Annotated in this window: 18 protein-coding genes and 1 tRNA gene; 11 read left to right on the top strand and 8 right to left on the bottom strand. The window is 73.3% G+C overall.

Features of this window, described 5'->3' with window-relative positions; genetic code table 11:
- Nucleotides 1-84 precede the first annotated feature (84 nt).
- Nucleotides 85-1,437: a M16 family metallopeptidase gene (locus tag ACQ452_RS23985; protein ID WP_433387507.1), complete on the top strand. Its 1,353-nt coding sequence runs from the start codon at nucleotides 85-87 to the stop codon at nucleotides 1,435-1,437.
- Nucleotides 1,434-2,372 (top strand): NAD(+) diphosphatase, encoded by a 939-nt coding sequence (nudC, locus tag ACQ452_RS23980; protein WP_433387505.1) that lies wholly within the window; start codon nucleotides 1,434-1,436, stop codon nucleotides 2,370-2,372. The genes ACQ452_RS23985 and nudC overlap by 4 nt, the downstream gene beginning before the upstream one ends.
- A 164-nt stretch (nucleotides 2,373-2,536) precedes the next feature.
- On the opposite strand, the gene ACQ452_RS23975 is transcribed toward nudC, so the two are convergent.
- The 3 genes from ACQ452_RS23975 to ACQ452_RS23965 all read right to left on the bottom strand — a co-directional run bounded on the left by ACQ452_RS23975 (nucleotide 2,537) and on the right by ACQ452_RS23965 (nucleotide 4,342).
- Nucleotides 2,537-2,839, bottom strand: a complete 303-nt coding sequence (locus tag ACQ452_RS23975) for a hypothetical protein (protein WP_433394383.1) — start codon at nucleotides 2,837-2,839, stop codon at nucleotides 2,537-2,539.
- Nucleotides 2,840-3,051: 212 nt separating this feature from the next.
- On the bottom strand, nucleotides 3,052-3,288 hold the full coding sequence (locus tag ACQ452_RS23970) for a DUF397 domain-containing protein (protein ID WP_433387503.1): 237 nt from the start codon (nucleotides 3,286-3,288) through the stop codon (nucleotides 3,052-3,054).
- A gap of 73 nt (nucleotides 3,289-3,361) precedes the next feature.
- The gene (locus ACQ452_RS23965; protein WP_433387501.1) at nucleotides 3,362-4,342 is read right to left on the bottom strand and encodes a helix-turn-helix domain-containing protein; all 981 of its coding nucleotides are present in this window, start codon (nucleotides 4,340-4,342) and stop codon (nucleotides 3,362-3,364) included.
- A gap of 222 nt (nucleotides 4,343-4,564) precedes the next feature.
- Here ACQ452_RS23965 and ACQ452_RS23960 point away from each other — a divergent pair, with 222 nt between their 5' ends.
- Nucleotides 4,565-5,887 carry an MFS transporter gene (locus ACQ452_RS23960; RefSeq protein WP_433387499.1) on the top strand — a complete coding sequence of 441 codons (1,323 nt, stop codon included), beginning with the start codon at nucleotides 4,565-4,567 and terminating at the stop codon, nucleotides 5,885-5,887.
- A 60-nt stretch (nucleotides 5,888-5,947) separates the two neighbouring features.
- Here the strand turns inward: ACQ452_RS23960 and ACQ452_RS23955 are convergent, their stop codons facing one another.
- Nucleotides 5,948-6,190: a mycoredoxin gene (locus ACQ452_RS23955; protein ID WP_433387497.1), complete on the bottom strand. Its 243-nt coding sequence runs from the start codon at nucleotides 6,188-6,190 to the stop codon at nucleotides 5,948-5,950.
- Nucleotides 6,191-6,281: 91 nt separating this feature from the next.
- On the opposite strand from ACQ452_RS23955, the gene ACQ452_RS23950 reads away from it, so the two are divergent.
- The 3 genes from ACQ452_RS23950 to ACQ452_RS23940 all read left to right on the top strand — a co-directional run bounded on the left by ACQ452_RS23950 (nucleotide 6,282) and on the right by ACQ452_RS23940 (nucleotide 9,328).
- Nucleotides 6,282-8,444: an ATP-dependent DNA helicase UvrD2 gene (locus ACQ452_RS23950; RefSeq protein WP_433387496.1), complete on the top strand. Its 2,163-nt coding sequence runs from the start codon at nucleotides 6,282-6,284 to the stop codon at nucleotides 8,442-8,444.
- 127 nt (nucleotides 8,445-8,571) lie between these two features.
- Nucleotides 8,572-8,829 carry a hypothetical protein gene (locus tag ACQ452_RS23945; protein WP_433387494.1) on the top strand — a complete coding sequence of 86 codons (258 nt, stop codon included), beginning with the start codon at nucleotides 8,572-8,574 and terminating at the stop codon, nucleotides 8,827-8,829.
- 133 nt (nucleotides 8,830-8,962) lie between these two features.
- A complete protein-coding gene (locus tag ACQ452_RS23940; protein WP_433387492.1) occupies nucleotides 8,963-9,328 on the top strand; it encodes a WhiB family transcriptional regulator in 366 nt (121 codons plus the stop codon).
- Nucleotides 9,329-9,687: 359 nt separating this feature from the next.
- On the opposite strand, the gene ACQ452_RS23935 is transcribed toward ACQ452_RS23940, so the two are convergent.
- From ACQ452_RS23935 to ACQ452_RS23925, 3 genes are all read right to left on the bottom strand, one after another.
- Nucleotides 9,688-11,034: an ABC1 kinase family protein gene (locus ACQ452_RS23935; protein ID WP_433387490.1), complete on the bottom strand. Its 1,347-nt coding sequence runs from the start codon at nucleotides 11,032-11,034 to the stop codon at nucleotides 9,688-9,690.
- Between the two features lie 68 nt (nucleotides 11,035-11,102).
- Complete coding sequence (locus tag ACQ452_RS23930) at nucleotides 11,103-12,155, bottom strand: hypothetical protein (protein WP_433387488.1); 1,053 nt, start codon at nucleotides 12,153-12,155, stop codon at nucleotides 11,103-11,105.
- A 274-nt stretch (nucleotides 12,156-12,429) separates the two neighbouring features.
- Nucleotides 12,430-12,597: a DUF5679 domain-containing protein gene (locus ACQ452_RS23925; protein ID WP_012014940.1), complete on the bottom strand. Its 168-nt coding sequence runs from the start codon at nucleotides 12,595-12,597 to the stop codon at nucleotides 12,430-12,432.
- 516 nt (nucleotides 12,598-13,113) lie between these two features.
- Here ACQ452_RS23925 and ACQ452_RS23920 point away from each other — a divergent pair.
- Nucleotides 13,114-13,644 carry a M48 metallopeptidase family protein gene (locus ACQ452_RS23920; protein ID WP_433387486.1) on the top strand — a complete coding sequence of 177 codons (531 nt, stop codon included), beginning with the start codon at nucleotides 13,114-13,116 and terminating at the stop codon, nucleotides 13,642-13,644.
- Nucleotides 13,645-13,741: 97 nt separating this feature from the next.
- Nucleotides 13,742-14,356 carry a hypothetical protein gene (locus tag ACQ452_RS23915; RefSeq protein ID WP_433387484.1) on the top strand — a complete coding sequence of 205 codons (615 nt, stop codon included), beginning with the start codon at nucleotides 13,742-13,744 and terminating at the stop codon, nucleotides 14,354-14,356.
- A gap of 158 nt (nucleotides 14,357-14,514) precedes the next feature.
- Here the strand turns inward: ACQ452_RS23915 and ACQ452_RS23910 are convergent, their stop codons facing one another.
- Nucleotides 14,515-15,819, bottom strand: a complete 1,305-nt coding sequence (locus tag ACQ452_RS23910; protein WP_433387482.1) for a zinc-dependent metalloprotease — start codon at nucleotides 15,817-15,819, stop codon at nucleotides 14,515-14,517.
- Between the two features lie 113 nt (nucleotides 15,820-15,932).
- Between ACQ452_RS23910 and ACQ452_RS23905 the strand changes: the two genes are divergently transcribed.
- The 3 genes from ACQ452_RS23905 to ACQ452_RS23895 all read left to right on the top strand — a co-directional run bounded on the left by ACQ452_RS23905 (nucleotide 15,933) and on the right by ACQ452_RS23895 (nucleotide 20,496).
- The gene (locus ACQ452_RS23905) at nucleotides 15,933-16,946 is read left to right on the top strand and encodes a YlbL family protein (RefSeq protein WP_433387481.1); all 1,014 of its coding nucleotides are present in this window, start codon (nucleotides 15,933-15,935) and stop codon (nucleotides 16,944-16,946) included.
- Between the two features lie 190 nt (nucleotides 16,947-17,136).
- A complete protein-coding gene (locus tag ACQ452_RS23900) occupies nucleotides 17,137-20,172 on the top strand; it encodes a UPF0182 family membrane protein (RefSeq protein WP_433387480.1) in 3,036 nt (1,011 codons plus the stop codon).
- A 247-nt stretch (nucleotides 20,173-20,419) separates the two neighbouring features.
- Nucleotides 20,420-20,496: transfer RNA gene (locus tag ACQ452_RS23895), tRNA-Met, on the top strand.
- The last annotated feature ends 446 nt before the right edge of the window (nucleotides 20,497-20,942 follow it).

The following is a 20,942-nucleotide window of genomic DNA, read 5'->3' as shown; positions in this document are numbered from 1 at the left end:
CAGTCGGGAGCGCAGGAGGCTCAGGTGAGCGCGAGGAGTGAGCCGGGTTTGCGAGCCCCGCAGTCGGGAGCGCAGGAGGCTCAGGTGAGCGCGAGGAGTGAGCCGGGTTCGCGAGCCCCACGGACGCTGCCGCCGCTCGGTCCGACCCGCGATCTCACGCTGCCCCAGCAGGCGGAGCGCACGCTGGGCAACGGGCTGACCGTGATCGCCGTACGCCGGCCGGCGGTGCCACTGGTGGAGTTGCGGCTCTGGATGCCGTGCGGCCGTACCCACCTGGCCCGGGGGGCGATGCTCGCGCAGACCCTGCTCTCGGGCACCGGGACCATGTCCAGCGTGCGGATCGCGGCCGAGTTGCAGAAGGTCGGCGGCGGGCTCTCCGCCGGAATCGACCCGGACCGGCTGATGCTCTCCGGCGCCGGGCTGGTCACCGGGCTGGACCGGATGTTGGAGATCCTCGCCGAGGTGCTCACCGACGCCAGTTATCCGAACGACGACGTGGCGATGGAACGGGCCCGGCTGGTCGACCGGATCCACGCGGCGCGCAGCCAGCCGGCGTACCTGGCCCGCACCGCCCTGCTCCGGCGGGTCTACGGCACCCACCCGTACGCGGTGCAGACCCCCGAGCCCGAGGCGGTCCGGGCGGTCCGGCCGGGCATGCTCAGGTCCCTGCACGCCGAGCGGGTGCATCCCGCCGGCGCGGTGCTGGTGCTGGTCGGCGACGTGCAGCCGGACCGGACGCTGGACGTGGCCGAGAAGGCGTTGTCGGGCTGGAGCGGCGCCGGGCACACCGCCGTCCTGCCGCCCGCCCCGCCGCTGGAACCCGGCCCGCTGCTGCTGGTCGACCGCCCGGGGTCGGTGCAGTCCTCGTTGCGGATCGCCCTGCCGGCGGTGCCCCGCAGCCACCCCGACCACGCCGCGCTGCAACTGGCCAACCTGATCTTCGGCGGCTACTTCTCCTCCCGGTGGGTGGAGAACATCCGCGAGGACAAGGGCTACACGTACGGGGGGCACTCCGTCGTCGAGCACTCGGTGGCCGGGTCGGTGCTGGTCGCCGCCGCCGACGTGGCCACCGAGGTCACCGGGCCGGCGCTGCTGGAGACGACGTACGAGCTCGGCCGGCTGGCCACCCTCGCGCCCCGGGAGGACGAGCTGGAGCAGGCCCGTCAGTACGCCCTCGGCACCCTCCAGCTCGGGATCTCCACCCAGGCCGGCCTCGCCTCGCTGACCAGCGCGTACGCGGGCAGCGGTCTGCGCCTGGAGTTCCTGGCCGAGCACGCCGCCCGGCTGGCGAAGGCGACCGTGACCGACGTGGCCGAGGTGGCGGCCCGGCATCTCGCCCCGGCCCGGGCGGTCACCGTGGTGCTGGGCGACGCCGAGCGGATCGCGCCGCAGTTGGCGACGCTGTCCCCGGTCGTGACCGAGCCGGCGCGGTCGTGAGCGGGGAGGAGGCACCGCCGCTGGCCCGTTCCACACTCGACCGGGCGGCCCACCGGCGTACGGACCCGCAATGGTTGGCGCAGGCGTGGCGCGAGGCCCGGGTGCTGGTGCTCGACTCCGCCGACGAGGGCCGGGCGTTGGTGCGTACCGACGCCTCGATGCCGACGTTGGTGCTGGTCGACCCGGCCACGGTGGCGGAGCCGACGGCGCCGATGTTCCTCGGCGTCGAGCCGGACGGGGTGCCGGTCTTCGTGGTGGACGCCCCGCTGCCGAAGGTGCCCGGGGCGAGGGCGACGCACCTGCGGGAGGTCGGCCACCTGCTTCTCGACCGCGACGCCGGGCTGTTCACCAGCGCGGTGGCGTTGCTCAACTGGCATCTGCGGCACCGCTACTCGCCGGCGACGGGGCACCCGACGCAGGTGGCCGAGGCCGGCTGGTCCCGGGTCGGCCCGGACGGGGAACGGATCTGGCCGCGTACCGATCCCGCGATGATCGTGCTGGTGCACGACGGCGTCCCGGGTCTGGACGGCCGCTGCCTGCTGGGCAACAACTCCACCTGGCCGCGCACCGCCGGGGAGCGCCGGTTCTCGTGCCTCGCCGGCTTCGTCGAGCCGGGGGAGTCGGCCGAGGCCGCGGTGTTGCGGGAGGTCCGTGAGGAGGTGGGCGTCCCGGTCGGGGGCATCGCGTACGCGGGCAGCCAGGCATGGCCGTTCCCCGGCTCGCTGATGCTCGGCTTCCTCGCCACGGCGGACCCGGAGCACCCGGTGCACGTGGACCCGACCGAGATCGCGTACGCGCGGTGGTTCTCCCGCCGGGAGATCGGCCGCGCCCTGTCGGGGCGGCCGGTGGAGGTCGGTGGGGCCCGGCTGGTGCTGCCGCCGCCCTCGTCGATCGCGCTCTTCCTGATCCACCGCTGGCTCGACGGGCACTGCTGATCCGGTGCCGCTCGCGGCGCACGCCCCCGGTGGTGGGCGCGGCCCCGGCCCGTGGCCGTCGTTGCCGCGACGGTCACGGGCCGGGAACACGGGCCCGTCGTGGTCGGCTGGGCAGGGAGCACGGCGGGGGAGCCGGTCCGACCACGACGGACGTCTGGGTGGGGTCAGCCGCTGCGGTCGTCGGGTGTGTCCCGCGGGCCGGGGGCGTCGGGGCCGGCCCGCCGGCGGCGGCCCGGTTCGTCGAGCGGGAGCACCTTGACGCGTTGCTTGCCGCAGCGGACCGCGCCCACCGCGGCGAGGGCCCGGGCCAGGAGCAGCGCGGCGTCGCGTTCCTCGGCGTGCACGATCTGGCGGCGTGGTTCGGGCGTGGTGGTCTCGTCCCGCAGGCGGCCACCGCACGCCCAGGCGGCGGCGATGTCCACGTCGGCGGCGGCGCGGATGTCGGTGCGGACGATCAGGAAACGCATGGGGGTCTCCGGATGGGTCGCGACGGTGGAGAACGGGTGGAAGTTCCACGTCACTTGCCCGCCATGCTACGCCTGACGGGCGTCTCATCAAGTGAAACGCGACGATCGGTCCGCAGCCTCGTCCGATCATCGGATGCCTGGTGGGGGCGGTCGGGTGCGGACGCGACGGGGCCGCCGGCAGGATGCCGGCGGCCCCCAGGGCGATCGATGGATCAGGTCAGGTCGAACTGTCCGTTCTTTGCGCCGGCGATGAAGCCCAGCCAGCCCGCCCGGTCGAACAGCAGCACCGCACCGCCCTGGTCCTTGCTGTCCCGCAGGGCCACCCCGGTCGGCCCGGTCCCCAGTGGTGCGACCTCGACGCAGTTCGAGGTCTGGCTGCGTGTGCTCTTACGCCACGGGGCGTGCGTGAGCTGGGCGAGTACGGACGGCGTGTTGCGGAATTCGTTCATCGTGCCACTCCTGAGGTGAACTGCTCCGATGGAACGAGTGGTGCCGCACGACCCGCCGGTGGTCCTCCCCTGCTCACCGCTCCGTCAGGCGCCCGGAAGGCCGGCGGCGTTGGGTCGGCGCCGTTGCCGACCCGTACGCCAGCGCGGACGCGGTCGCCGGGCCGGGCAGCCGTCCCGCTGCCTCAAGGAGCCAGGAGATGGTGTCCGGTTCGGAGAGCGCCGCCGTGCGTAGCCACTCGAACACCACTTTATAGTGATTTAGGGTGTTTACCTCGGTCGACATGACGTCGGTGAACCCCCCTTCGATCGCGAGCGTCTCCGGATCGAGCGGATCCGCGAACCGGTAGACCGAGAACGCGGTCGGCGGGAGGTAACCGTTGCCGATCTGGGCGTCGCGCGGCAGCACGCGCAGCGTGATGTTCGACAGCATCGCCAGGTCGTGGAGCTGCACGAGCTGCTCGCGCAGCACCGCCGGCGGCCCGGCCCGGCCGCCGAGCGCGGCCTCGTCGAGCACCGCCGTGTAGCGGGGCGCGTCGGCCCCCCGGGTGAGCAGCGCCTGGCGGGCCTGCCGGGCGCGTACCTCGGTCTCGATGTCCTCCCCGAGTTCCGGGTCGCCGGCCTCCTCGCCGACCTGCCGGGCCGACGCGATCCGCACCGACGCATAGCCGGGCGTCTGGAGCAGGCCCGGCACCAGCGCGGCGTGGTATTCCAAGATCTCCGCACAGCCCGACTCCAGCTCGGCGAAGGCGCGCTGCTGCTCGGTCATCACCGGGAAGTTCCGTAGCCAGCCGCGGATGTCGCCGGCCTCCTGGGCCATGCCGAGCAGCTCCCCGTGCAGCGTCTCGTCGGCGGCATAGAGATCGAGCAGCGCGCGTACGTCGGCCGGGTCGGGGCGGCTGCGGCCATTCTCCAACCGGGACAACTTGGATGCGGATGCCCAGCCGATCCGCTCGATGACCTGGTCTCCCGTGAGGCCAGCGACCTCGCGCAGTCGGCGTAGCTCGCCGCCCAACCTGCGGCGACGCAGAATGGGGCCGGGTGAGGCAGGAGGCACGACGTCCCCTTTTCCGGTGGTCCGCCGCATACGCGACGGTAACTGTATGAAATTCGCCCCCCACGGTCAGTATGGACGGCGCGACTCCCGCCGGTGGCCCCGGTGGGGGCGTGTCTCGCAGAAAAGAGGACCGTGGAGGGGCGCGGCGTTCCGCCCGGACGCCGTCGGCCCGGCCGCGTCACCGACCGCGCCACCCGCGCACCACCCCGCCGGAGGGACCCCATGCGCAACATCCTGCGCCGCCCGGATTTCCGCCTGCTCTTCGGCGGCCTGCTCGCCAGCATGGCCGCCGAGTCGATCCTGCTGCTGGCCCTAGCCATCTGGGTGAAGGACCTGACCGGGTCGAACGGACTGGCCGGCGCCACCATCTTCGCGGTCATCGCCCCGATGACCCTGGCCCCGCTGGTCGGGTGGATCGTCGACCGCTACCCCCGGCGCCCGTTCTTCGTGGCGGCGAACCTGGCGACGGCCGTGCTGCTCACCCCGCTGTTCGCGGTGCGGGACCGGACCGACGTGTGGATCATCTACGTGGTGGCGGCCCTGTACGGCCTGTCCTGCATCACCCTCGGCGCGGTGCTCAGCGGCCTGCTCCGTCAGCTCGTGCCGGTCGAGTCGCTGGCCGACGCCAACGGCCTGCTGCAGACCGTGCGCCAGGGGCTGCGGCTGGTCGGCCCGCTGGCCGGCGCCGGGCTCTACGCCACCGTCGGCGGCTGGACGCTCGCGGTGATCGGGATGGCCGGCTTCCTGTCCGCGGCCGTCGTGGTGGGCCTGATCCGGACGACGGAACCCCCGCCCGCCGGGCGGGCGCGGCGCTGGACGGCCGAGCTGAGCGCCGGGCTGCGGCACCTGACCGGGGAACCCGCGCTGCGCCGGGCCCTGGTCGGCTACGGGCTGGGATCCCTGGCGATGGGCTTCAGCGAGTCACTCATCTTCGCGTACGTCGACCAGGGGCTCCGCCGCGACGCCGCGTTCGTCGGCGTGCTGGTCGCCGTGCAGGGCGTCGGCGGGCTGGTCGGCGGGCTGCTCTCCCCGGCCGTGGTGCGCCACGCCGGGGAGGTCGGCACCCTCGCCGCCGGGGTGGCGTTCTTCGGCCCGGCCTCGCTGGCACTGGTGTACCCGAACGTCTGGCTCGGCTTCGTCGCGGTGCTGCTGGCCGGGGTGTCGCTGCCGCTGACCATGGTCGGGCTGCACACGCTGATCCAGCGGCGTACCCCGCCGGGGCTGCTCGGCCGGGTCGCCTCGGCCTCGGCGGCCCTGATCAGCGGCCCGCAGGCGATCTCCATCGGGGCGGGGGCACTGCTCGTCGGCGTGCTGGACTACCGCGTGCTGTTCGCCCTGATCGGGGTGGCCACCCTGCTCGCCGGCGGCTACCTCTGGCACGGCCGCAGGCTCAGCCCGCCGCCGTCCATCCGGATCCCCGCCCCGCGCCGGCCCGCCGACGGCCTCGTCCCCGTCGTCCGGGCCGACGCCGCGGCCCAGGGGGTCGGGGGCGCGACGCCTCCCGGCGGGGTCGTGGGCGCGACGCCTCGCGGCCCGAGACGGTGAGACCGCCGGAGACGCGACGAGCGGCCGGCCCGGACGGGCGGCCGCTCGTCGGTGCGCGGGTCAGGCGTCGATCGTGGCGAGGTGCTGCTTGACCTGGTTGATCGTCGGGTTGGTCAGGGCGCTGCCGTCGGCGAAGTGCAGCGTCGGGACGGTCTGGTTGCCGCCGTTGACGCTCATCACGAACTCCGCGGCCTTCGGGTCCTGCTCGATGTCGACCACCTCGTAGCCGATGCCCTCCCGGTCGAGCTGCGACTTCAGCCGGTGGCAGTAGCCGCACCAGGGGGTGGAATACATCGTCAGCATGATCAGATCCTCCAACGGTCCGCGCGGCGGCTTGCCGATCAAGCCAGGCTAACCGCTGCAACGTCCGGCGGAGCTGAGACAATTCCTCGCTGTGGTGGTTCACTCAGCATCCGTTCGCGTGCTCGCCGGGCTCGACCCCGAGCAGCGGTCGGCCGTGACCGCTCCCGCCGGCCCCGTCTGCATCCTGGCCGGCGCCGGCACCGGCAAGACCCGTGCGGTCACCTCCCGGATCGCCTACCGGGCGCTCTCCGGGGACATCTCCGCCCGGCACGTGCTCGCGGTGACCTTCACGGCCCGCGCCGCCGCCGAGCTGCGGGCCCGGCTCGCCGCGCTCGGCGTGGGTGGCGTGCAGGCACGCACGTTCCATGCCGCCGCGTTGCGTCAGGTGCGCTACTTCGCGCCCCGGCTGCTGCACGGGCGGGCCATGCCCGAGCTGCTGGACAGCAAGGTCCGGCTGGTCACCCAGGCCGCGGCCAGGAGTGGTCTGCGGACCGACCGCGCTGCCGCCCGGGACCTCGCCGGTGAGATCGAATGGGCCAAGTCCTCGCTGGTGGAACCCGGGGAGTACGTCGTGGCGGCGGCCAAGGCGATGCGGGACACCCCGCACGAGCCGGCCCGGGTCGCCGAGGTCTTCGTGGCGTACGAGCGGCTCAAGCGGTCCGGCGGGGTGATCGACTTCGAGGACATGCTGCGCGCCGCGGTCTGGGGCATCGAGGAACACCGGGACGTCGCCGAGCAGGTCCGCGCCCAGTACCGGCACTTCGTCGTCGACGAGTACCAGGACGTCAACCCGCTGCAACAGCGGCTGCTGGACGCGTGGCTGGGCGGGCGGGACGACGTGACCGTGGTCGGCGACGCCAGTCAGACGATCTACTCCTTCACCGGGGCCACCTCGTCCTACCTGGTCGACTTCCCGCGCCGGTACCGGGGGGCGACGGTGGTCCGGCTGGTCCGCGACTACCGCTCCACCCCGCAGGTCGTCGGGCTGGCCAACGCGGTGATCTCGCAGGCGCGGGGCGCCGAGGCCCGGCTGCGCCTGGAACTGGTCGGCCAACGCCCGCCCGGCCCCGAACCACAGCTGCGGATCTTCACCGACGAGCCGGCCGAGGCCAACGCGGTGGCCGCCCGCTGCCGCGCCCTGGTCGACGCGGGCACCCCGGCGAAGGAGATCGCCGTGCTGTTCCGCACCAACGCGCAGTCCGAGGCGTACGAGAAGGCGTTGACCGAGGCGCAGGTGCCGTACGTGCTGCAGGGGGCGGAGCGGTTCTTCGAGCGTGCCGAGGTCCGGCAGGCGATGGTCGCCCTGCGGGCGGCCACCCGGTCGATCCCCGGGGAGACCCCGCTGCCGGCCGCCGTGGTCGAGGCGCTCACCGCGGTCGGTTGGGCCCCCGACGCCGCACCGGCCGGTGGCGCCGCCCGCGAGCGGTGGGAGGCGCTCGCCGCGCTGCGGCAACTCGCCGAGGAGTACGCGGCCACCACGCAGGTGCTGCCGATCGGGCCCGCCGCCTCGGTCGAGCGCCCGGCCACCCTGGCCGACTTCAACGACGAACTGGCCCGCCGGGCCGCGGCGCAGCACGTGCCGACGGTCGACGGGGTGACGCTGGCCTCGCTGCACTCCGCCAAGGGGCTGGAGTGGGACGCGGTCTTCCTGGTCGGTCTCTCCGAGGGCACCCTGCCCACCACGTACGCCAAGACCGTCGAACAGGTCGAGGAGGAGCGCCGGCTGTTGTACGTCGGCCTCACCCGGGCGAGGGAATGGCTCTGGCTGTCGTACGCCTCGGCCCGCGCCCCCGGCGGGCGGGCCCGGCGGCCCTCGCGGTTCCTGCCGCAGCTCGACCGCTCGGGCGGCGCGGAGCGGGCCGGGGCGGGGCCGGTGGCCCGCCGCCCGGAGCGTCGCCGGAGCCAGATCGTCTCCTGCCGGATCTGCGGCGTCACCCTGCTCGCCGGGCCGGACCGCAAGCTCGGCCGCTGCCCGACCTGCCCGTCGGACATCGACGAGGAGCTGCACGAACGGCTGCACGAGTGGCGTCGACGGGTGGCCGACGCGCAGCGGGTACCGGCCTATGTGGTCTTCACCGACGCCACGCTGGTCGCGCTCGCCGAGCGGCGTCCCGGGCGGCCGGAGGAGCTGATCGCCATCGCCGGCATCGGGCCCCGCAAGCTCGGCCTGTACGGGGAGGCGGTGCTGGCCCTGGTGGCGGGCGCGGCGGTCGCCGATGTCTGCCCGGAGAAAACTTTCCAAATTCCGTCGTAAATTCGTTTGCCCTCGCCCTGCGGCGAGGAATAGCCTCATGACACACCTCGCGAGCGGCGCCATTTCGGCTGCTCACGAGGGGTAGAGACCGTTTCGGCACGAGTGAACGTCAGAGGAGGTGGCCCCAATGGAGAGCATTTACGTCTACGAGCGTCCGGCGGCGCTGCCCGCTGCCGTCGCTTCGATGTCGGCTGTCCCGGTGGCCTTGGCCGCTGCGCGACCGTCGGGTTCCCAGGTGCACCAGGTCGAGGCTCAGGCCGAGCTGATCCTCGCCGGCGCGCCGAACGGAACCGAAGGCACCAGTGGCTTCCCGGTCAAGGGCGTCGATGCGGCCAAGCGCCGGACGGACGTCCGCGGAGTTCCACCTCGAGGTAGACCGGTCTGATCATCAGACCAACCGGCTCACCTCGAGGCCGCGGAACCCGCTACCGGGATCCGCGGCCTCAGTTTTTTGTCCGCCCGAAGTACGTCGGAAGACGATCCACGAGATCGAAGTGTGAGAGAGAGGTGACCGGGCGATGAGTCTGGCGTTGGCCCCGCTCGACGTGAGCGTCGACGTGGAGGCGAACCTGCCCTGCCGGAAGTTCGACCCCGACCTGTGGTTCTCCGACTCGCCCGCCGAGCTCGAGCTGGCCAAGTCGCTCTGCGGGGACTGCCCGCTGCGCGTCGAGTGCCTGGCCGGGGCGGTGGAGCGGGCCGAGCCCTGGGGCGTCTGGGGCGGCGAGATCTTCGAGCGTGGCGCGGTCGTCCCGCGCAAGCGGCCCCGTGGCCGTCCGCGCAAGGAGGACCTCGCCCGCGACGCCGCACTGCGGGTCGAGGCCGAGGCGCGACTGGCGGCCAGTGGGCTGTCCGAGTCGCGTACCGCAGTCCGGCTGGCAGCCTGACATGCACCCGATCCGTTCCACCCACGCCGGTGTCACACCGGCAACGAGAGAGCTGACCATGATGTTGAACGTTCTGGACGGAGTCACCGAGATGCAACTACTTCACGAAGCGTTGTCCCGGGCTCGAATGCGCCGGCCTCAGGCCGGTCGTACCTCCACGCGCACTGAGGCAACCCTTTCCGCCCGTACCGTCGCCATGAACAGCCGCAATCAGGCGGCCCGCGACCTGGGCGTTCTCTAGTTCCCGACGAATGCCGAGGGGCGGTGGCCGGATTCCGGCCACCGCCCCTCGGCGCTCTTCGCCCCCGCCGGGCCGTCCCGGCGAAGGCCCGGCCGCCCGCCGCTCAGCCGCCCGCCGCTCAGCCGATCGGAGCGAAGCCGGGCAGCCAGCGTTGCAGGACGCCCCGGTAGGGCGCCTTCGCCTCGAGCTGGCAGAGCACGCCGATCGACCCGAGCGTCACCCGGTGGATGAGCAGGTAGGACGGCGGCAGGTTGAGCTGCCGGCTGAGCTGGTAGGCGGGGGAGCGGGGGCTGGCCAGCCGGGCCGCCTCCGCGCGCAGCCAGGCCCGGGTGAACCGGAACTCCTCGACGGCGATGGGCTCCAGCATCGGACGGAGGAAGTCGAGCACCGCCGGGGCGTCGATCTCCTCGGTCGCACCGATGAAGCCCTCCGACCGCAGCCCCGCCACCACCCCGTCGGCGTCGCCCCGCAGCGCCAGCGCGGCGATGCGACCGATCGGTTCGGGCGTGCCCTCCGGCATCCGGGCCACCGCCCCGAAGTCGATCACGCCGAGCCGGCCGTCGGCCAGCAGCCGGAAGTTGCCGGGGTGCGGATCGGCGTGCAGCAGACCTGCGCGCTGCGGCGCGGACAGGTGCAGGACGGCCATCAGCCGGCCGGCCTCGTCGCGCTGTTCCGGCGCGCCCTCGCGGATGATGTCGGCCAGCGGGGTGCCCTCGACCCACTCGGTGACCAGCACCCGGGGCGCCGCGAATACCACCGCCGGGATGTGGATCTCCGGATCGCCGGCGTACGCGGCGGCGAAGGCGCGCTGCGACTCCGCCTCCAGCTCGTAGTCGAGTTCCTCCGTGATCCGTTCGCGCAGCTCCGCCAGGAGCGGCTTGACGTCCAGGCCGGGCTGGATCGCCCGGAACATCCCACCGAGCCGGGAGAGCTGCTTGAGGTCGGAGAGCAGCGCGTCGCCGGCACCCGGGTACTGGATCTTGACGGCGACGTCGCGGGTGTGCGGAGCGCCGGCGGGGCCGTAGCCAGGATCCCGCCACACCGCCCGGTGCACCTGGCCGATGCTGGCCGCGGCGGCGGGGGTGTCGTCGAACTCCACGAACCGGTCGCGCCAGTCCGGGCCGAGCTGCTCGGCGAGCACCCGGTGCACGCTGGCCACGGGCAGCGGCGGCGCGGCCTCCTGGAGCTTGGTCAGGGCCTGCCGGTAGGGGGCCGCCACCTCCTCGGGCAGGGCGGCCTCGAAGACCGACAGGGCCTGGCCGAACTTCATCGCCCCGCCCTTGAGCTGCCCCAACACGCTGAAGAGCTGCTCGGCGGTGCGTTGCTGGATCTCCGCGGAGATCACGTCGGAGGCGAGCCCGGTGACGCGCTTACCCATGCCGAGGACGGTCCGACCGGCGAAGCCGAGCGGCAGAGCGGCGAGCTTGGCGGTCCGGGACACGGCCCGGCGCGGGATGTCGGTCACCCGGTCATTGTTACCGACGCCGGGGGTCCCCGGCTGCTCTGCCGGCGGGCTGGGTGCCGGTGGACCGGTCATCGGTGTCGCCGGGAGCATCCGCAGGACGGGTGCGGCGGCCAGATCCGGCGGCGGAACCGCCCTGCGCCGCTGATCTCCACCGCGCAGCCCAGCGTCTCCGGGGTGCCCCCGTCGAGCTGGACCAGCGCCTCGGCCGTCGCGTACGCCCCGGCGGCCAGGAGCGTCGTGGCGGCGCCCGCCTGCTCGCCGGGGCCGGCGGCGAGCTGCGCGGCCAGCGCCGGCCAGTCCGGGTCCCGGTCGGTCCGGTGCAGGTCGAGGCAGTTCAGGCAGGGGCCGGCGGGCGGGCGGACGAGCGGGCCGACCACCGGCACGCCCTCCCGCAGGCCGAGCAGCAGGTGCGGCTGGCGGCGCTGGGCGTGACCGGCGGCGAGCAGGGCGGCGGGCCGGTCGGCGCCGACCTGGACGACGAGGTCGACCCGGTTGCGCCGCAGCGGCCCCGTGTCCGTGCCGGGAGCGGCGCGCTCGACGGCGTCGCGTACCGCCGGGGCCAGCGGGCGGCCGAGCGCGGCGGCTGGGATGCCGGTGCCGACCAGGTCCGCCGGTCGCACCGGACCGGCCAGGTCCGGATACACGTGCCCCACCCCGGCCTGGGCCAGGGCGAGGGCCACCGCCGCGCCGAGGTGCCCGGCGCCGCTGACCACCACCCGGGCGACCCGTCGGCGCCGCAGCACCTGGGCGGGCGTGCCGGGCAGCCGGGCGGCGGCCAGGGCGAGCGCCCCGGCCTCCGCGGTGAGCCGGGCCCGGGGCGGCCCCGCCAGGTCCCTCGGCAGCAGGGTGTGCGCGGGGACGACCAGGCCGGCGGCCCGCAGGGCGTCGAGCAGGGTACGGGCCTCGTCGGGGGCCACCTCGTCGGCGACGGCATGCGCCAGGACGAGCCGTTCGCTGCGGGTGCCGTCGAGCAGGTCGAGCAGCCGGGCGGCCCGGGGATCGGAGATCTCCAGCAGCACGGCGCGGCCGGGCCCGACGCCGAGCTGGAGGGTGTGCCGGTCCCGCCAGAGCCGGGCGAGGCCCGGCAGCAGGGTTGGCCGGGGCGACGTGACACGGGGCATGGCACGACCCTGACCCGGTGCGGGCGCGACAGTCGCCGTCGTCCACAGGCAGCCGGTGCCCCGACCGGCGCTGTCCACAGGAAATCCCCGGATATCCACAACCCGCCGGTAACCATGTCGGCGAGCCGACAGTGCGGGGGGAGCGTCGCGGCCCGGCCACCCGAGCCGGACGGCGTCCGGAACCAGGGCGTACGGCGGTCGGGACCGGCGGGTCAGGCGCCGGCAAACGGAAGGGGGTGGCCGACGGCCACCCCCTTCCGCGCATCCGTACGGGTCAGACCTTCGCCTTGCCCAGGATGCGGTTCACTGTTGTGCCGCATACCGGACACTTGCCCTTGGCCATGTTCATCCCGGTCTTCGAGACCTCGACGCGGCCCTCGAAGTCCCGCTTCTCCTTGCACTTGACGCAGTAACCGTTGTAGGTCTGGGCCTGGTCGGCCACGGTGCCCTCCTCGTCTCGTCCGCCGGCCGATGCCGTCCCGGCGGGGGTTCCCGACGGCGGGGCCACTTCGGCCACCGGCGCCGGGTCGTTCTCTGCGGTCACGCTCGTGACCGCTGGTCCGCGGACCCTACCCAGGTGCGGGGGGTTCCATGTCAGCTGTGCTTCGTCACTGTGAGCAAGTCGACGTCGAGAGTGTGCATGGCGGATTAGGTCGGATAAGTCAGTTTGGCGGGGACACGCCGACCGAACCCGGCCAGATGCCCCGTGCGGGCACCCCGAGCTGCGCCGGCCGTGGTGGTCGCCTACGGTGGAAGTTCCGCCCTCGCCGCGCGGCGCGCAGGCCGCCACGAAGGGTGACAGCGGCGGATCGCCGCGACGGGCGGAGATTTTTAAGGGACTCCCGCCGACCAATCACCACTTTTCGGGCGGGTGTCGGAGTGTTGACCCTTGCGGATCCCTGGTCAGTACGCATTAGCTTTCCTTCGTGGCAGGAATCCGAGGCTGCGCGGCCCACTGATGGCAGGGACGCGTAAGCCGGTCGTCGAGGTGCGGCGCAGCCAGCGCCGGCGACGTACGGTGTCCGCGTACCGCGACGGCGAGCGGGTCGTCGTCCTCATCCCGGCCCAGTTCTCCCGGGCCGAGGAGAGCGAGTGGGTCGACCGGATGCTCGCCCGGCTCGCCGCCCGGGAGGGGCGCCTGACCCGCTCCGACGCCGAACTGCTCGCCCGGGCCACCCGACTGATCAAGCTCTACCTCGCCGAGCACGGCACCCAGGCCGTGCCGACAAGCGTCCGCTGGGTCAGCAACCAGAACGGCCGGTGGGGCTCCTGCACCCCCGCCGACGGCACGATCCGCATCTCGCACCGCATCCAGGACATGCCCGACTGGGTGATCGACTACGTGCTCCTGCACGAGCTGGCCCACCTCATCGTGCCCAGCCACAACGCCCGGTTCTGGGCGCTCGTAGCGCGCTACCCGAAGTCCGAGCGGGCGCGCGGCTACCTGGAGGGCGTCGCGGCGGCCTCCGGCACCCCGCTGCCGGACTGACCCCGCGGTGACCTGGCCATCCCGCACCAGGATCTGAACCGCTTTCCCGGGCAGTGCGTGCCCGGCGTGATGTGACGTGTCCCGCTAGGGTCGTGGGGTGGCCCGACGTGTGGTGGTGGCGTTGCTCGGACCGGTGGCCTGGGCGCCGCCCGGTATCGACCCGGTGGACTGGCGGGCCGCACTCGCCGAGGACGTGGTCGACCTGCTCGCCACGCTCAACGAGGTGGAGACGGCGATCGCCGTCACCCCCGCCGACCGCTGGCTGGCTGACGCGGTGGTCTGGCCGGGCACGGCCGTGCACGAGGTGCCCGAGGCGACCCCGAACGCCGTCTTCGCCGCCCTCGCCGGCGGCGGCTACGACCAGGCGGCCGTACTCGCCGGCGATGCGCCCGACGTGCCGGGCCTGACCATCGGCAAGCTGCTGCGCCCGCTCACCACCCGGCCGGTCGCTGTCGCCCCGGTCGAGGGCGACGGGCCGGGGCTGCTCGGCGTGGCCGCGCGGCTGCCCGTACCGGCGTGGTTGCCGGCGCTGGATCTGGACACCGCGCGTCCCGCTGCCGTGCGCGCGGCGGCGCCAAGCCCCGGAGACCTGGCCGTCACCCCCGCGTGGCGGCGCCTGCGCGGGCCCGGCGACCTGGCCTTTCTCAACCCGGCGGTGGAGGGCTGGGAGACCACCCGCGCCCTGCTCTCCGGCACCGCCCGGCCTGGCTGACCGGCCCGCCGACGGGGCCGGCCGCTCACCGACCGGCCCCTGCTGCGGGGCCAGCGCCGGTCGAGCCCACACCTGCCCGGTCGACTGAGCGCGGCGCCGGGTCGGCTGAATGCGGTGCAGGGCCGCCCGATGTGGGCGACCCTGCGACGTCGGGTGGGTCAGGGGCGGGCTTCGCCGCCGTCGGTGTCGTCGTCCGGCCGCCGCTGCTCCGGCTCACCCGGTGCCTTCTCCTCCGGGCCACCCGGCGCGCTGAAGTCGAAGCTCTCCAACTCGCCGAGATCGAACTCGGACATCGCGAAGGCGACCGGGTCGGCGAAGTCGTCGTCGGAGGGCAGCAGGTCGGGGTGGCCCCACAGGGCGTCCCGGCCGGCGATGCCCCGGTGCTCGGTCAGCGCCGCCCAGAGCGCCGCCGCCTCGCGCAACCGGCGGGGACGCAGCTCCAGGCCGACCAGCGCCGCGAACGTCTGCTCGGCCGGGCCACCGGCGGCCCGGCGGCGGCGGAACGCCTCGCCGAGGCTCACCACGTTGGGCAGCCGGCCGCTGGCCGCGCTGTCCACCACGTGGCACACCCAGCCCTCGACCAGGGCCAGGGCGGTCTCCAGCCGGGCCAGCGACGCCTTCTGCGCCGGGGTGTCCTCCGGCGTGAAGATGCCCTCCAGCGCGATCGCCTGCATCGACTCCGGGTCGGTCGGATCGACCCGGCCCATCGCCTCCTCGATCGCCTCCCGGTTGACCCGGATGCCGGCGGCATACATCTCCACGGCGTTGAGCACGTGCCCCCGCAGCCACGGCACGTGCTGGAAGAGCCGCTGGTGGGCGGCCTCGCGCAGGGCCACGTAGAGGCGTACCTCGTCCTCCGGCAGCTCCAGGCCCTCGCCGTACGCCCGGATGTTGGCCGGGATCAGCGCGGCCGTGCCGGCCGGGCCGAGCGGCAGCCCGATGTCGCCGGCCGAGACGACCTCCGCCGCGAGCGAGCCGAGCGCCTGGCCGAGCTGGCCGCCGAAGAGCGCGCCACCGAGGGTGGCGACCATCGACTGCATGGGGCCGAGCTGGGCGCGTGCCTCCGGCGGCACCAGGTCACCCATCGCGCCGACCATCCGGCTGGCCACCGGCTCGCAGAGCTTGCGCCAGACGTCGAGCGTCTTGTAGATCCACTCGTTGCGGTTCCAGGCCACCGACGCGCGGATGCCCGAGGGCAGGGCGGAGGCCGGCTCCAGCCACAGGTCGGCGAGGCGCAACGCCTCCTCCACCGCGTTGCGCTCGAAGGGCGACACCGCCGGGTCGCCCGCGGCGGCGAGCTGGCTGGCGGCCACCTGCCGGGCGAGGTCCCAGTTGACCGGCCCGCTGCCCGTCGCGGAGAGCAGGTGCTGCAACTGCGACATGAACTGCTGCATCTGCGCGGGATCGTTGGGGTCTGGTGGTTGCCCACCCGGGAGCGCGAAACCGAACGGAATATCAGGCACGACGTCTACGGTACGCGCGCCGCGCCCCAGGTGGCCGCCGCTGGCGTTGCGCTGAGGGCGAAGTCGCGATTCGCCCGCCGGAGGCCCCGTCCCCGGTCGGTACTCTCTGCCGCATGAGACGTCGTGGCGTGACCGTCCTGCTCGGTGCTGTGCTCACCGCGCTGCTCAGCATCGGCGTGCTCGGCACGCCCGTCCCGTACGTGGTGCTCGGCCCCGGGCCCACCGTGAACACGCTGGGCAAGGAGAACGGCAAGGAGGTCATCCAGGTCGCCGGCCGGGAGACGTCCAGCTCCGCCGGCCAGCTCCGGCTGACCACGGTGGGGGTGCAGCCCACGGTCAAGCTGCGCTCCGCCATCCAGGGCTGGTTCTCCGACGACGAGGCGGTGGTGCCGCGGGAACTCGTGTACCCGCCGGGGGAGAGCCGCGAGAAGGTCGACGAGCGCAACGCGGAGGACTTCAAGGCCTCGCAGACCAGCGCGGAGACCGCCGCGCTGCGCGAGCTGGGCTACGCGGTGCAGGTGGTGGTCAAGACCGTCGTCGCCGACGGCCCGGCGGCCGGCGTGCTCAAGCCCGGCGACGTGCTGACCTCCGTCGACGGGCAGCCGGTGCCGCTGGCCTCCCGGCTCACGGAGCTGATCAGGGCCAAGCCGGCCGGGACCGCCCTGAACATCGGCTACACCCGCGACGGCGCCGCCGCGACGGCGACGGTGACCAGCCGGGACGAGGCCGGCCGGCCCCGCATCGGCGTCGAGATCGAGCAGCGGCAGCCGCACCCGTTCACCCTGAGCATCGACCTGGCGGACATCGGTGGGCCGAGCGCCGGCCTGATGTTCGCCCTCGGCATCGTGGACAAGCTGACCCCGGACGACCTGACCGGCGGAAAGATCATCGCCGGCACCGGCACGATCGACGACTCCGGCAAGGTCGGCCCGATCGGCGGCATCCCGCAGAAGCTGGTGGGCGCGAAGGACGCCGGCGCGGTGGCGTTTCTGGTGCCGGCGGAGAACTGCGCGGAGGCCGTCGGCAGCCCGCAGCCCGGTCTGCCGCTGCTGAAGGTCGGCTCGTTGGACGAGGCGCTGACCGCGCTGGAGACGCTGCGCGCCGGGGGCCAGCCGACCCGCTGCTGACCGCCGCCGGCCGGGCGGCCCGGGTGCGGGAGGAAGCCTCGGCGGCACCCGAACGGGCCGTACGTCCATCGACTTCTCCCGCGCCCGGTGCGGCACGGGCTGACCGTGGGCCGAAACGTTCAGGAACACCCCGTACTCTGGGTGCCTGGTCGGAGCCGATCACATCGAGCGTGCGGAGCCAACAGTGGTCATGCGTAGCAGCCCCCTACCAAGGATGAGCCGACGCGGACGCGTCACGATCGGTGTCCTGGTCGGGGTGTTCGTCCTCTTCACCCTGCTGGGCTGGGGTGTCCAGGCGTGGACGGACTGGCTGTGGTTCGACGAGGTCCGCTACACCGGGGTCTTCACCGGCGTGCTGACGACCCGGCTGCTGCTCTTCTTCGCCGTCGGCCTGGCCATGGCGTTGATCGTCGGCGGAAACCTGTGGCTGGCCCAGCGGCTGCGTCCCCGGCTACGCCCGCACTCGCCGGAGCAGGCCACCCTGGAGCGCTACCGGATGCTGCTGAGCCCCCGGCTCGGCCTGTGGATCGTGCTGCTCGCCGCCGTGGTCGGCATCTTCGCCGGGCTGTCCTCGCAGACCCGCTGGGACCAGTGGCTGCTCTTCCGCAACGGCGGGGACTTCGGCGTGAAGGACCCCGAGTTCGGCATCGACATCGGCTTCTACGTCTTCCAGCTGCCGTTCCTGCGCTACCTGCTCGGGGTGGGCTTCACCGCGGTGGTGCTCTCCGTGATCGGCGCGCTCGCCGTGCACTACATCTTCGGCGGCGTCCGGCTCCAGGGCGTCGGTGACCGGATGACCAACGCCGCCCGGGCCCACCTGAGCACGCTCGTCGCGGTCTTCGTCCTGCTCAAGGCGCTCGCCTACGTGCTGGACCGGCGGGCGATGCTGCTCGAGTACGGCGACGGCCCCGTCTACGGCGCCGGCTACGCCGACGTCAACGCGCTGCTGCCGGCCAAGGAGATCCTCGCCTACATCTCCATCGTGGTGGCCATCGCGATCATCGTCTTCTCCAACGCCTGGATGCGGAACCTGGTCTGGCCGGGCATCTCGCTCGCCCTGCTGGGCGTCTCCGCCGTCGCCATCGGCGGCATCTACCCCTGGGCGGTGCAGACCTTCGAGGTCAAGCCCAGCGCGAAGGAGAAGGAGGCGCCGTTCATCGAGCGCAGCATCACGGCCACCCGCGCCGCGTTCGGCCTGACGGCGGCCACCACCACGCCGTACGCGGCGAGCAACCTGACCCCGCCGGCGAGCCTGGCCACGGACACCTCGGTGGTGCCCAACATCCGGCTGCTCGACCCGCAGCTGGTCTCCGAGACGTACACCCAGCGCCAGCAGGTCCGGCAGTTCTACGACTTCGGCGAGAAGCTGGACGTCGACCGCTACGGCGTCAACGGCAAGGTGCAGGACTACGTGGTCGGCCTCCGCGAGGTCAACTACCGGCAGTTGACCCAGCAGCAGAACACCTGGATCAACCGGCACACCGTCTACACGCACGGCTACGGCCTCGTGGCGGCCCCCGGCAACCGGGTGGTCTGCGGCGGCCAGCCCTTCTTCGTCTCCGGCTTCCTGGGCGACCCGCAGGAGCAGCAGAAGGAGCAGGGCCAGCAGACGAGCGAGCAGTGCGCCTCGCAGACCGAGCAGATCGCGGCGAAGCAGCCGCGCGTCTACTACGGCGAGCGGATGGACGACAGCGACTACGCGATCGTCGGCCAGACCGACCCGGAGCGGAAGGCGGAGTTCGACCGCCCGGTCGGTGAGGGCGGCGAGTCCTACACCTACACCGGTGAGGGTGGCGTGGAGATCGGCTCGTTCCCGCGCCGGCTGCTCTACGCGATCAAGGAGCAGGAGTCGAACTTCCTGCTCTCCGACGCGGTCAACGACGACTCGAAGCTGCTCTACGTGCGCAACCCCCGCGACCGGGTGGAGAAGGTCGCCCCGTTCCTCACCCTCGACGGCGACCCGTACCCGGCGGTGGTTGACGGCCGGATCCAGTGGATCATCGACGGCTACACCACGGCCGCGACCTACCCGTACGCCGAGCGGGTCAACCTCCAGGAGCAGACAGCCGACGAGCTGACCGGTCGGGGCACCTTCCAGCTCGCCCGGGAGAACGTGAACTACATCCGCAACTCGGTGAAGGCCACGGTCGACGCGTACGACGGCACGGTCCGGCTCTACGAGTTCGACGAGACCGACCCGGTGCTCAAGGCGTGGAACAAGGCGTTCGGCGGTGACCTGGTGGTGCCGAAGGCGGAGACCCCGACGGAGCTGACCGAGCACTTCCGCTACCCGAGCGACCTGTTCAAGGTGCAGCGCAACCTGCTGACCCGGTTCCACGTGACCGACCCCGGCGCCTTCTACTCCGAGACGGACTTCTGGCAGGTGCCGAACGTGCCGGACGCCCCCGACACGGGCCAGAAGCAGCCGCCCTACTACCTCTACACGCAGTTCCCCGGCCAGGAATCGGCCCGCTTCCAGCTCACCTCGGCGGTCACCCCGAACGGCCGGGAGAACCTGGCCGCACTGATCTCCGGGTCGTACGTGGACGGGCAGCCGAAGCTGGAGGTGCTCGACCTGCCCGACCAGACCCGGGTCTCCGGGCCGGTACAGGTGCACCAGTCGATGACCAACAACGCCAACATCCGGCAGCAGCTCAACCTGTTGCAGTCCCAGCAGGCCCAGGTGCAGTACGGCAACCTGCTCTCCCTGCCGTTCGGCGACGGCATGCTCTACATCGAGCCGGTCTACGTGAAGACCGCCGCGCAGAACGCGCCGCCGCTGTTGCAGCGGGTGCTCATGTCGTACGGCGACGGCGGCTCCTACGTGGTGCTGGCCAACAGCGTGGGCGACGGCATCAAGCAGCTCGTCGAACAGGGCAAGCAGGCAGCCGCCACGCCGGGCACGCCGCCGCCGGCCGGTGGGACCCCGCCCGGCGGCACCCCACCGGGTGGGACCGCGCCCCCGATGACCGGCGAACTGGCCGAGGCCGCGAACCGCGTCCAGACCGCGATCGTGGAGCTGCGGGCCGCGCAGACCTCGGGCGACTTCGAGCGGTACGGGCGCGCGTTGAAGGCGCTGGACGACGCGCTGAGTGCCTTCCAGCAGGCGCAGCGGGCCGCCACCCCGGCCGCCGGGGGGAACGCGCCGGCGTCCCCGTCGCCGGGTGCCAGCGCGCCGGCGTCCCCGGCGGCCAGCGGAAGCACCACCCCGACGTCGGGCGGCTGACCCGCGTCAACCTGGACAGCGCCCCCGGCGGACGGACCGATTCCGGTCCCGGCACCGGGGGCGCTGTCGCGTTCGCGCCCGACCGGCCGGGGGCGGGGTTGCCGAGGCCCGTGTCCGTCCTGCGGCGGCCGTGTCCGTCCTGCGGCGCCCGCGTCCGTCCCGCGGCGGCCGGGGTTAGGTCTCGGCCGGCCGGCCACGGGGTCGTTTTGCGGCGTCGGGGGTCGGTGGGCTACGGTATACAAGGCGACGCGGGGTGGAGCAGCTCGGTAGCTCGCTGGGCTCATAACCCAGAGGTCGCAGGTTCAAATCCTGTCCCCGCTACCACGTCGAAAAGGCCCCGGAGTTTTCTCCGGGGCCTTTTCGCATGTCCGGTTCGCATGTCGGGGGCCTTTTCGCTCGTTCCGGGTTCTTTCGCTCAATCCGGTGGCGCTCCGGCCCCGGCCGGGGCCGAGGAAAGGGTCAACTTGGGGGGCCCGGAGGGGCCGGGGCCCGCGTTGCGGGGATGTGCCGACGCGGGGTCCGGCCGGCATTCCGGCCGTCGCCCAGGTGCCGCCGTTGACTACGCTCAGCCAAAGGTGATCAGGACGCCATGTACCTCAAATTGGCCGAATAACGTCCATGAGGTCCTGATCACCAGCCGCTGCCTCGCGCCCGCCCTTCCTGACCCGACCGTGGAACCAACTGGTGGTGGCCCAGCCAGTTCCGTGGCGGCGGCGCGGTGGTGCGGCGGCGTGGTGCGGCGGGGCGGCGTGGTGCGGCGGGGCGGCGTG

The sequence above is a fragment of the Micromonospora sp. KLBMP9576 genome, from assembly GCF_050941805.1.
Lineage (GTDB): Bacteria > Actinomycetota > Actinomycetes > Mycobacteriales > Micromonosporaceae > Micromonospora.
This window is presented reverse-complemented; position numbering and strand designations above follow the sequence as displayed.

Excerpts from the sequence above, each read along its gene's own strand:
- ACQ452_RS23920 (WP_433387486.1), top strand. The coding sequence starts at position 13,114 with ATGGCAGGGACGCGTAAGCCGGTCGTCGAGGTGCGGCGCAGCCAGCGC.
- ACQ452_RS23905 (WP_433387481.1), top strand. The coding sequence starts at position 15,933 with ATGAGACGTCGTGGCGTGACCGTCCTGCTCGGTGCTGTGCTCACCGCG.
- ACQ452_RS23930 (WP_433387488.1), bottom strand. The coding sequence starts at position 12,155 with ATGCCCCGTGTCACGTCGCCCCGGCCAACCCTGCTGCCGGGCCTCGCC.
- ACQ452_RS23970 (WP_433387503.1), bottom strand. The coding sequence starts at position 3,288 with ATGAACGAATTCCGCAACACGCCGTCCGTACTCGCCCAGCTCACGCAC.
- ACQ452_RS23940 (WP_433387492.1), top strand. The coding sequence starts at position 8,963 with ATGAGTCTGGCGTTGGCCCCGCTCGACGTGAGCGTCGACGTGGAGGCG.
- ACQ452_RS23945 (WP_433387494.1), top strand. The coding sequence starts at position 8,572 with ATGGAGAGCATTTACGTCTACGAGCGTCCGGCGGCGCTGCCCGCTGCC.
- ACQ452_RS23960 (WP_433387499.1), top strand. The coding sequence starts at position 4,565 with ATGCGCAACATCCTGCGCCGCCCGGATTTCCGCCTGCTCTTCGGCGGC.
- ACQ452_RS23955 (WP_433387497.1), bottom strand. The coding sequence starts at position 6,190 with ATGCTGACGATGTATTCCACCCCCTGGTGCGGCTACTGCCACCGGCTG.
- ACQ452_RS23900 (WP_433387480.1), top strand. The coding sequence starts at position 17,137 with ATGCGTAGCAGCCCCCTACCAAGGATGAGCCGACGCGGACGCGTCACG.
- ACQ452_RS23975 (WP_433394383.1), bottom strand. The coding sequence starts at position 2,839 with ATGCGTTTCCTGATCGTCCGCACCGACATCCGCGCCGCCGCCGACGTG.